This is a genomic window from Pullulanibacillus pueri, from assembly GCF_014639255.1.
Lineage (GTDB): Bacteria > Bacillota > Bacilli > Bacillales > Sporolactobacillaceae > Pullulanibacillus > Pullulanibacillus pueri.
On the sequence record NZ_BMFV01000031.1, the window covers coordinates 48,841 to 59,160 of the forward strand.

General features: G+C 41.4%; 8 protein-coding genes. 4 read left to right on the forward strand and 4 right to left on the reverse strand.

The window, feature by feature from the left end; genetic code table 11:
- Positions 1 to 131 precede the first annotated feature (131 nt).
- The 3 genes from fdhF (IEV91_RS16650) to IEV91_RS16660 all read left to right on the forward strand — a co-directional run bounded on the left by fdhF (IEV91_RS16650) (position 132) and on the right by IEV91_RS16660 (position 4,807).
- Positions 132 to 3,065, forward strand: a complete 2,934-nt coding sequence (fdhF, locus tag IEV91_RS16650) for a formate dehydrogenase subunit alpha (RefSeq protein WP_239541044.1) — start codon at positions 132 to 134, stop codon at positions 3,063 to 3,065.
- Positions 3,066 to 3,087: 22 nt separating this feature from the next.
- The gene (locus tag IEV91_RS16655; protein WP_188498560.1) at positions 3,088 to 3,585 is read left to right on the forward strand and encodes a helical membrane plugin domain-containing protein; all 498 of its coding nucleotides are present in this window, start codon (positions 3,088 to 3,090) and stop codon (positions 3,583 to 3,585) included.
- Positions 3,586 to 3,715: 130 nt separating this feature from the next.
- Entirely contained in the window at positions 3,716 to 4,807 is a 1,092-nt protein-coding gene (locus IEV91_RS16660) for a P-loop NTPase (protein ID WP_188498561.1), read from the forward strand.
- Positions 4,808 to 5,089: 282 nt separating this feature from the next.
- Here the strand turns inward: IEV91_RS16660 and IEV91_RS16665 are convergent, their stop codons facing one another.
- From IEV91_RS16665 to fdhF (IEV91_RS16680), 4 genes are all read right to left on the reverse strand, one after another.
- Positions 5,090 to 5,380, reverse strand: coding sequence for a hypothetical protein (locus IEV91_RS16665; RefSeq protein ID WP_188498562.1), 291 nt, complete (start codon positions 5,378 to 5,380; stop codon positions 5,090 to 5,092).
- 681 nt (positions 5,381 to 6,061) lie between these two features.
- Positions 6,062 to 6,271, reverse strand: coding sequence for a heavy-metal-associated domain-containing protein (locus IEV91_RS16670; protein WP_188498563.1), 210 nt, complete (start codon positions 6,269 to 6,271; stop codon positions 6,062 to 6,064).
- A 19-nt stretch (positions 6,272 to 6,290) separates the two neighbouring features.
- On the reverse strand, positions 6,291 to 6,785 hold the full coding sequence (locus tag IEV91_RS16675) for a helical membrane plugin domain-containing protein (RefSeq protein WP_188498564.1): 495 nt from the start codon (positions 6,783 to 6,785) through the stop codon (positions 6,291 to 6,293).
- Positions 6,760 to 9,741 carry a formate dehydrogenase subunit alpha gene (fdhF, locus tag IEV91_RS16680; RefSeq protein ID WP_188498565.1) on the reverse strand — a complete coding sequence of 994 codons (2,982 nt, stop codon included), beginning with the start codon at positions 9,739 to 9,741 and terminating at the stop codon, positions 6,760 to 6,762. The genes IEV91_RS16675 and fdhF (IEV91_RS16680) overlap by 26 nt, the downstream gene beginning before the upstream one ends.
- 241 nt (positions 9,742 to 9,982) lie before the next feature.
- Between fdhF (IEV91_RS16680) and IEV91_RS16685 the strand changes: the two genes are divergently transcribed.
- Positions 9,983 to 10,201 (forward strand): helix-turn-helix domain-containing protein, encoded by a 219-nt coding sequence (locus IEV91_RS16685; protein ID WP_188498566.1) that lies wholly within the window; start codon positions 9,983 to 9,985, stop codon positions 10,199 to 10,201.
- Positions 10,202 to 10,320: the final 119 nt, after the last annotated feature.

Genomic DNA, 10,320 nt, shown 5'->3' on the forward strand with positions numbered 1-10,320 from the left:
TAGACCATTCCCAAGTTAGCTGGGGCCGAGCCCAAGGAAAGCGAGCACTCTGGAGCGAAAATCCACACCGTTCTGATGACCATAATTTTATGCTCTCTTATATTCCAAGAAAAGAAAAAGGAGGCTGCATTATGAATGATTCCATTGTTCATATTAAAATAAACGATGTGGACTATGAAGCAAGTGCAGGCACTAAAATCATCGAAGTCCTTAATCAAAACAATATTCCTCATCCGCAGATATGTTATCTTCCATCTGTTGATCCAATCCAAACGTGCGACACGTGTATCGTCGAAGCGAACAGCGAACTTGTACGTTCATGCTCAACACTAGTCGAAGACGGAATGGATATTAAACTAGACTCTAGACAGGCTAAGGCATCCCAAACAGAGGCGATGGATCGCCTGCTCGCAAACCACTCTTTATACTGTACGGTTTGCGATAACAATAACGGGAATTGTAAACTACATAATACTGCAGAGCTCATGAATATTGAACACCAAAAATACCCCTATACGCCCAAAGTCGATTCCAGTGAAGTCGATATGTCTCATCCATTCTATCGCTATGATCCCAATCAATGTATTACTTGTGGTCAGTGTGTTGAAGTTTGTCAAAGTCTCCAAGTCAATGAAACACTCTCTATCGACTGGGAAGCGGATCGCCCCCGTGTCATTTGGGATGACGGCGTTGCCATTAATGAATCTTCATGTGTCGGTTGTGGCCAATGCGTCACCGTCTGTCCTTGTAATGCCTTAATGGAAAAGTCAATGCTTGGCAATGCCGGTTTTATGACCGGTTTAAAACCTGATATGTTAGAACCCATGATTGATCTTGTCAAAGAAGTTGAGCCTGGCTACAGTGGCATTTTCGCCGTTTCAGAGGTTGAAGCAGCGATGCGAGAAACACGTACGAAAAAGACAAAAACCGTCTGTACTTTTTGCGGAGTGGGTTGCTCTTTTGAGGTATGGACAAAGGACCGAGAAATTCTTAAAATCCAGCCGAGCGAAGGCCCTGTCAATGCGGTCTCAACATGTGTCAAAGGAAAATTCGGTTGGGATTTCGTCAATTCAGAGGAACGCCTTACCAAACCGTTAATTCGTAAAAATGGCCAATTTGTTGAATCAAGTTGGGAAGAAGCACTAAGCTTAGTCGCAAAAAAACTCGGTGAAATTAAGAGTCATTACGGTAAAGATTCAGTTGGTCTCATTTCTTCATCCAAAATCACCAATGAGGAAAACTACCTCATTCAAAAGTTAGCGCGACAAGTCTTTGAAACCAATAATGTTGATAATTGTTCACGGTACTGTCAGTCACCCGCTACCGATGGTTTAATGCGGACAGTAGGTATGGGTGGAGATGCAGGTACAATTAAAGACATTGCCAAAGCAGGCTTAGTTATCATCGTTGGGGCTAACCCTGCGGAAGGTCACCCTGTCTTAGCGACACGCGTGAAACGCGCCCATAAATTACACGGACAAAAATTAATTGTTTCCGATATTCGCAAAAACGAAATGGCTGAGCGTTCGGATATCTTTATCCGTCCAAAGCAAGGGACAGATCAAGTGTGGCTCATGGCTGTCACCCATTATATGATTCAGCAAGGCTGGCATGACCAGCATTTCATTGAAGCCAATGTCAACTTCTTCTCTGAATATAAAGACATGCTTGAAAAATATACTCTTGAATATGCTGAAGAAATCACAGGCATTTCAAAGGAAACGCTCATCTCTATTGCTGAAATGATTCGGGATGCCGATGGTACCTGTGTGCTTTGGGGTATGGGTGTAACACAAAACAACGGTGGTTCAGATACCTCTGCTGCTATTTCCAATTTGTTACTCGCAACAGGGAATTACCGTCGCCCAGGCGCTGGTGCCTACCCTCTTCGGGGTCACAATAATGTCCAAGGGGCTTGTGACATGGGAACTCTTCCTGGCTGGCTTCCTGGCTATCAACATGTAGAGGATGATAATGCTCGCGCAAAATTCGAGGTTGCTTATGGTGTAAGCATTGACAAAAAGCCTGGTCTCAATAATATTGAAATGCTGCAATCCATCTCTGAAGGAAAAATGAAGGCAATGTATCTCGTCGGTGAAGATATGGCTCTTGTTGATGCGGATGCTAACCATGTCGACAAAGTGTTGTCTGCACTCGATTTCTTTGTTGTCCAAGACATTTTCTTTTCAAGAACTGCTCAATACGCCGATGTTATCTTGCCTGCAGCGCCTTCTCTTGAAAAAGATGGAACATTTACGAATACTGAACGCCGCGTGCAAAGATTATATCAGGCCTTACCTACTCTTGGAGACTCGAAGCCCGATTGGTGGATTATTCAAGAGGTGGCCAATCGTCTTGGGGCAAATTGGAACTATACACATCCAAGTGAGATTTTTGCTGAAATGGCTAGCCTCTCTCCTATTTTTGCAAAAGCAAACTATGAAACTCTCGAAGGCTGGAACAGCTTTTTCTGGGGAAGTCCTAACGGAGAAAGCACGCCCCTTCTTTATGAAGATGGCTTTAATTTCCCTGATAATAAGGCACGCTTTGCGCTTTCCGATTGGGTAGAACCCTACTCATTTGCAGAGGAATTTGATCTTCACATTAATAATGGTCGGATACTCGAACACTTCCATGAAGGCAATATGACGAATAAATCTAAGGGAATTCAAGCCAAGGTTCCAGACATTTTTGTCGAAGTCTCTCCTGAGCTTGCCAAAGAACGTGGAATAACTGACGGCGCGCTCGTCCGTCTCGTCTCTCCCTTTGGTGCAGTTAAATTAAATGCACTCATAACAGATCGCGTTCAAAAAAACGAATTGTTTTTACCGATGAATTCAGTGAATAAAGAGTCTGCCATTAACTTCCTAACTGGCCCCATTTACGATAGCCGTACAAACACCCCTGCATATAAGCAGACCAAAGTACGTATGGAAGTCCTAAGTGATAGAGGAACAAAGCCTTTACCTCAAACCAATCCACGAGATAAAAAAAGGCATCCGCAAAATGGTGTTGAGGTTGAACGTAAATGGCAGCGACCAGGATATGTGCATTTAACTACGTAATCATAAGGAGGATGGTTTTCATATGGCAGAACCGATTACACACATTCATAAGCCGACATTCACCGAAGAACAAGTCATGGAGCAAAAGCTTGAAGTATTAAAGAAGCAATTTGCCAACAACGAAGACGCCTTGAATAAGATTCTTGACATTGTGGGTGAACTTCATGAAATAGGCGTATTAGAGGCAGCAAATAGCGCCCTTCAAGCCAAAGAGAAAATCGCCAAGATCGTTCTAGAACAAGTATCGAGAGAACCGGTCACCCATTTATTAAACACGCTTATGGGAGCAACAGGCGCGATGATGGCTGCCAATCCTAACCAAATCACAACATTAATTAAAAGTGCAATGGCCGGTGTCGATGCCGGTAGCCAATTCGTTCAAGAAGATAAAAGGGTCCGAGTGAGAGATCTTATGAAAACATTAAAAGACCCAGACATCAATCGGGCCATCGGTTTTGGACTTCATTTCCTAAAAGGAATGGGTAAGGAACTTCAAGAGAATGATCAACCACAGAAGTAGGCTCTTATGCCTACTTCTTTTTGGTATGAAATAATGTCTTCCTTATTATATAGGATGAAATTATTCAGACTGAAACTTCAAGTGGTTGACCATAATGAATCATGAGTAATTTCGTGAAGGAGGATGAGTGATGATTTCCAAAGAGATGTTGATCCACGCATTATCAACAGTAAAAGATCCTGATTTTCAGAAGAACATTATTGCGTTAGACATGATAAACACAATCCAAATGAATGAAACAACTGTTTCACTCAATATTAAATTGGCTATGCCCAACGATCTTTCAAAAGACAAAATTGAAAAAGAAATTAAACGTGTTCTTTCATCTATAGGAGTTCCTCATGTATCAGTGACTTTTACTGCGATGTCTAGCGAAGAACGCCAATCGTTAACCCAACAACTTAAAGCATCCATGACCACACCGAGTGGATTGCCTAAGCTTCTAAGGCCCGAATCGGGAGTGACCTTTCTTGCCATTACAAGTGGTAAAGGCGGTGTAGGAAAATCAACTGTCACTATTAACCTTGCGACAGCCATGGCACGAATGGGCTTAAAAGTTGGTATCCTCGATGCTGATTTATATGGTTACAGCATTCCTAATATGATGGGTATTCAGCAAAAACCAATACAAATTGACCACATGACACTCCCCGTATACAGTCATGGGATTAAAGTGATGTCTATCGGTCTTTTCGCTACGGAGAATCAATCGATAACATGGCGTGGCCCCATGCTTAATAAATGGATCAAAAACTTCATCGTCAATACGTTTTGGGGAGAACTGGACTATTTATTGATTGACCTGCCGCCCGGGACAGGTGATATTGCTATTGATATTGCTACACTTATTCCCCAAGCTAAGGAATTAATTGTGACGACACCTCATTCTGTCGCTTCCCATGTCGCCACAAGAGCGGGCGCGATGGCGCGCCATACCAAGCACGATATTCTAGGCGTTATTGAAAATATGGCCTATTATAGGGAGAAGGATGGTTCAAAAAACTTTCTCTTCGGTAAAGGTGGGGCTGAGAAACTTGCTTTTAAATTACAAACAGAAGTCATTGCTCGCATCCCTTTCGGTAAACCAGAAGAAAGTTTAACTGCCTCCGTCTATGATGAAGACACTTATATCGGAGAAGTTTTTCAATCTTTAGCCCAAGATGTGATCTACAGGACGAAAATGAGAACGCAGGATGATAAAGAGCAAAATACAAATAAATAAATTGTTGTTCTCTCCATACTATGTAAAAAGTCTAATAAAAACCTTAAAAATAACCCCTCATGTGCGGGAGTAGTCCAAGCCCTGAGGGATTATTCTCCTTAATGTGCCTCACCCTTCTTGGTGGGGTTCGTCTAGGTGCCCAGATGACTCATCACTAAAGCTTAAATTTCATCTTAATATCAACAAGAATTCCCTAGTTTTATCGGGTCCTCCGCTTATTCAGCTCATCAACTCTTTAGATGCTTATCGACATATCTCGTTTCCAGGAGACTATTCCTTTTACTAAAAATCTAATAAAGATCCACTATCATTTGTTGAATCATTTGCAGCTAATTCTTGATAATCTTGAGGCTTTTCATCCTTCTTGTCATTTCTTCTTACCGGAGCAAGTGGCTCAGGAAACTGTATATATTTTTGACCCTTTAATGCTCTGAGTTCTTCTTTAAGTTTAAAATTCTCATCTATCAAATCGTTTAAACTACTCTGTAATTCAAGAATTTCGGCGTTTAACTCAATGTTATCCAACTCTTTTGCCATCTTTATGATTTTTCTCAACGCATCAAATGCATTCATTATCATTGATCCTCCACTTAGTCATTTTCTTGCAATTTATCCTGCCTTTATCCTGTTAGTTTAATGGGTTATGGATTCGGTTTCCACTTAAACGCATTATATTCAAATTTCCTACAGTTTTCCCCCTCCTTCAAATGAGCAACTTAGCTTGTCGTCAAGCCTAAGGTGCCACTTATAAGGGGTGAAAAACTAAGCAAGATCCTCTGTCCAGTGTGGGGGGGATTACCTTAGTCTACATTCCTATAAACGCTGGATAACTTATACATCCCCTTAATAAAGCTGTCTTTTAAAAAACGGTGTGCAATCCCCTTTGCTCACGTGTAGCCTCTTACTCCATCAGTAACACGCCATTCACAGACTTCATCCATACCTAAATTTTTGTACAGCTTATGTGCAAGTGGATGGGTATCAAAGCGGTAAGAGACTAAAAAATGACGAGGTACCAAAAATGATATGCACACGAGTATAAAAAACTCCACTTTGGTCGCCATTAAGGACCAAGTGGAGTTTTATTTATCCTTCTATATCAGGTTCTGGAGCACTAGGTTTTAAATCATTCCTGCAGTTTTCACACACATATAATATCCGTCTGTTGAGAACTTCATCATTCTCTTCTGTTTGTTGTGTACCACAGACTTCACAAACCTTCATTTTTACACCACCCCTTAATTTTTACTCAGATTATTCTTGAATAGAGAAACCTGAGTCTTTTAACGCTTGGACAAAATCGTCATAGGAGGCAGAGTTTTCATTGTAGCTGAACTTAGCTTCTTGCCTTTCCAGACTCACTTCCGCATTTCGAACGCCCCAGACATCCTTTAAAGCCTGTTCCACTTTATCCACATCTTCCTTTGACTGTAAATCACTTATTTTCACTTGTCGTTCTTCCATTTTTTCCAAGCCCTCCTCATTAGGCATGACCCTTTTCGCGTTGAAGAGACTCACCCATTCCTTCTAAAATCGTGATCAACATGGCCAGCGACTCTTTCACCTCTGGTTTCTTCATGGCTTTCCCTAATGACCAAAGGCTTGTCTTCTTATCGTTTGACTCTGTTGCTGTTGCTTTATCAACGCCATGACCAATGCCATCCATTAACATCTGGATTTGATCAGGATTGAGTGAACCAAGAAATTTGAACATATTCATCCCATTTTTCATGACTTTGTGCATCGCAGGTTGATTCACTTGGTGAATCATAATCTCTGCTACATCGACACGCCTTTTTGCTAATGCGTCTAAGGCATCTAATACACCCATTTGATCGAGTTGAGAAACGATATCCATGACTTTCATAATCGCTTCCCCGTTTTCTGCTACGGCTCCAAGGATTTTACTTATGGATTGAGCTTGTAACTCTTCTGGGGTAGGATCAACTCTTCTAATTTGCGTGATAGCTTTCGCCAAACTCATCTCCTCCTAATTTAAATAACTCTGGAATCGGCGTAAAATCCTCACGTTTCCATTTATCTTCAACCCTTACGCTAATTTGCGGGATGCGATGACCAAAGCGATGGTTTTTATCCGGTAAAGGAGATGGCCCCTCATCTTCTAAAATTTCCATCTTAACTCCTGCTTCTTTATAGTTTGGGGTATGGGTGATGTAATCAAAATAGCTACTGGTCAGACGGTTCACCATTTCATTATCTTTACGAGCATTCATGGTGAGATATAACTCTTTTCCTTGCACACGGTCCGTCACGACTGCCCGAACCTTAATTTTTCCATATGGTGACGTCAATCGAACCAATGCCCCATCTTCTATTCCACGATCACGAGCCTGTTCAAGAGAAATTTCCACCCATGGTTCATGCACTTTGTGATTGATACCTTCTGATCTCCCTGTCATATTCCCCTCATGAAAATGTTCCAGTAATCGACCATTATTTAAATGGAAGTCAAATTCTTCGCCAATGTCATGAGGCTTAGTCCAGTCAACCGGGATAAGCCTTGCTTTACCATCTGGAAATGCAAATGTATCTTGATATAAAAGTGGTGTGCTTTCACCGTTTTTCTTCACCGGCCATACTTGACTATTAAAGCCTTCCAGCTTCTCATAACTCACGCCAGCAAAATAGGTCGCAAGGCTGGCGGCTTCAGCCATAATGTCACTTGGGTGCTTATAATCCCAGTGTGCCCCCATTTTATTCGCGAGCTCCTGAAAAATCTGCCAATCAGGTTTGGAATCACCCATAGGTTCAAACACTTGATACAATCTTTGAATGCGTCTTTCCGTATTCGTAAAGGTGCCTTCCTTTTCTAGGCTTGGTGAAGCCGGTAAAATCACATCTGCAAATTGAGCCGTTTTACTGAAAAAGACATCTTGGACAACAAAAAAGTCAAGGTTTTCTAAGTTTTTATCTACATAATTAATATTCGAATCCACAATCGCCATCTCTTCACCAAATAAGTAAAGAGCTTTTAGATCCCCCTTCTCGATTCCTTCAACCATCTGATGATTGTCATAACCAGGATCTTTCGGCAATTGAACATCCCAAGCCTTCTCATAACGTGCTCTAACCTCGTCATCCTCAACAGCTTCGTATCCCGGGAACCAACCCGGCATCGTCCCGAAGTCGCAAGCGCCTTGTACATTATTATGTCCACGTAATGGATAAGCCCCTGTCCCTGGGCGTCCAAAGTTACCGGTAATGAGCAGTAAGTTGGCGATCGCGGTACTGGAATCTGTTCCACCCATATGTTGGGTAATGCCCATCGCCCAAAGCATACAAACTGATTTAGCCTCATGAATCATATTCGCCATTTGAATCAATTCTTCTTTAGAAATGCCTGTATGTTCTTCAGCGTATTCTAATGTGAATTTTTCAAGTGATTTTTTATACTCCTCTAATCCATTGACTCTATTGTTAAGGAATGCTTTATCTTCCCATCCTTGATCAAGGAAATACTTTGAGAGTGCATTCAACCAAATCATATCGGTACTTGGCTTCGTATGAACAAATAGATCGGCGCGCTCAGCAAGTTCATTTTCTCTCAGATCAACAACCATGAGCTTTTGACCGTGAAGTTTATGGGCGCGCTTCACACGAGTCGCTAGCACGGGATGTGATTCTGCAGGATTGGCGCCAATTGTGATCACTAAATCAGATTGCTCGATATCGCGAATAGTACCAGAATCGCCACCAATGCCTACTGTTCGCATTAAAGCTGAACTTGCTGGGGATTGACAATATCTTGCACAGTTATCGACATTGTTAGTGCCAATAATAGCACGCGCAAACTTTTGAAATAAAAAGTTTTCTTCATTTGTACATTTAGAAGAGGCAATAAACCCTAAAGCATCCGCCCCATGCTCTTTTTTAATGGCTCTAAATTTACTTGCAATCAAACTGAGCGCTTCATCCCAGCTTGCTTCAACAAATTCATCACCACGGCGAATTAATGGTTTTGTTAATCGTTCTTCACTGTTAACAAAATCCCATCCGAATTTTCCTTTAATACAGGTTGAGATGCCATTGACAGGGGCTTCCTCCTGTGGCTCAATCTTTAATATTTTTCGATCCTTCGTCCATACCTCAAAACTGCAACCGACGCCGCAATAGGTACAGACGGTTTTCGTCCTTTTTATACGCTCTTTTCGCATCGAGGCTTCCATTTCAGAAATGGCAAAAATTTCTTTATAACCGGGTTCAACCTCTTTTGTAATATCAATCATTGGTTCTAAAACATTTTGTGGAATACCTGTTAAGTAACCCGCTTCACCTAACATCGATTTCTCCATGAGAGCGTTACAGGGGCATACAGTGACACAATGTCCACAGGACACACAAGATGATTCGTCTATCGGCACGTCATTATCCCAAATGACTCTGGGAGCTTCGCGATCCCAATCAATGGACAAGGTTTCATTAACCTGAAGGTCTTGGCAAGCCTCCACACACCGTCCACAAAGAATACATTGATCAGGTTCATAGCGATAAAAAGGATGTGAATTGTCCGCCGGATAAGGCTTCGGTTCAAATTGATATTTTTGGTGTTCAATTTCGAGATATTCTGCAGTGTTATGTACGACACAATTGCCATTATTGTTATCACACACTGTGCAATACAGCTCATGATTCTTTAGAATTCTCGACATCGCTTCATATTGAGCCTCTTTAATCGGTTCCGACAGCGTATCTACCTTCATGTCCGGCTCGGCTTTGGTTGCACAAGCTCTCATCATTTCACCGTTAACATTGACGAAACACGTATCACAGGTTTGGATCGTGCCAAGATTAGCATGATAACAGATGGACGGAATGTAAGAATCGTGTGCTCTTGCCACCTCTAAAACTGTTTGTCCAGCCTCAGCCGTATACTCCTCTCCATTAATTTGGATTGTAAATGAAGAACTTTTCATCACACTACCTCTTTTCACTGTGATTTTACTCTGCTTCAGATAACTATTAGGATTGCCCATTACATGTCTTAACAAAACATTTAAAGTGTATAGTAAGAATGAAACAAAACTTTAATCCATTTTCATTTATTGTCTTCAAAGATTTAGCTTTACCTTTTTTGGGAATAATACTAGTGAATTTCTAAAATCTTGTTTGTCTCATCTTCATTTTTACATCTGAAGAGAAGAAAGGGATTGGAAAATGGATAAAGAAACACTCTTTGAACGTATTGAAACAATGATTCATTCCTCAACGAAAAGACCGAAACATACAGCTTTATCTACAGTAAAGATTGCAGATCTCTTTGGCGTTACCCCAAAAGAGGTGGAGGAAACTCTTCATGAACTCGTCTCTGAAGGCAGATTACAAAAGTCAAAACTGACCGAACCACCACATAGCGAAATTTATTTACTTCCTTAACTAAAAACTTGTTGGAAAGCCCCACAAACCAACCTGTCCTTGCTTAGGCACTGAAAAAAAGGTTCTAAGTCAAATGTTGGGGTAGGAGTAAAGCTCCTACTCTTTATCCCCACTTAAAA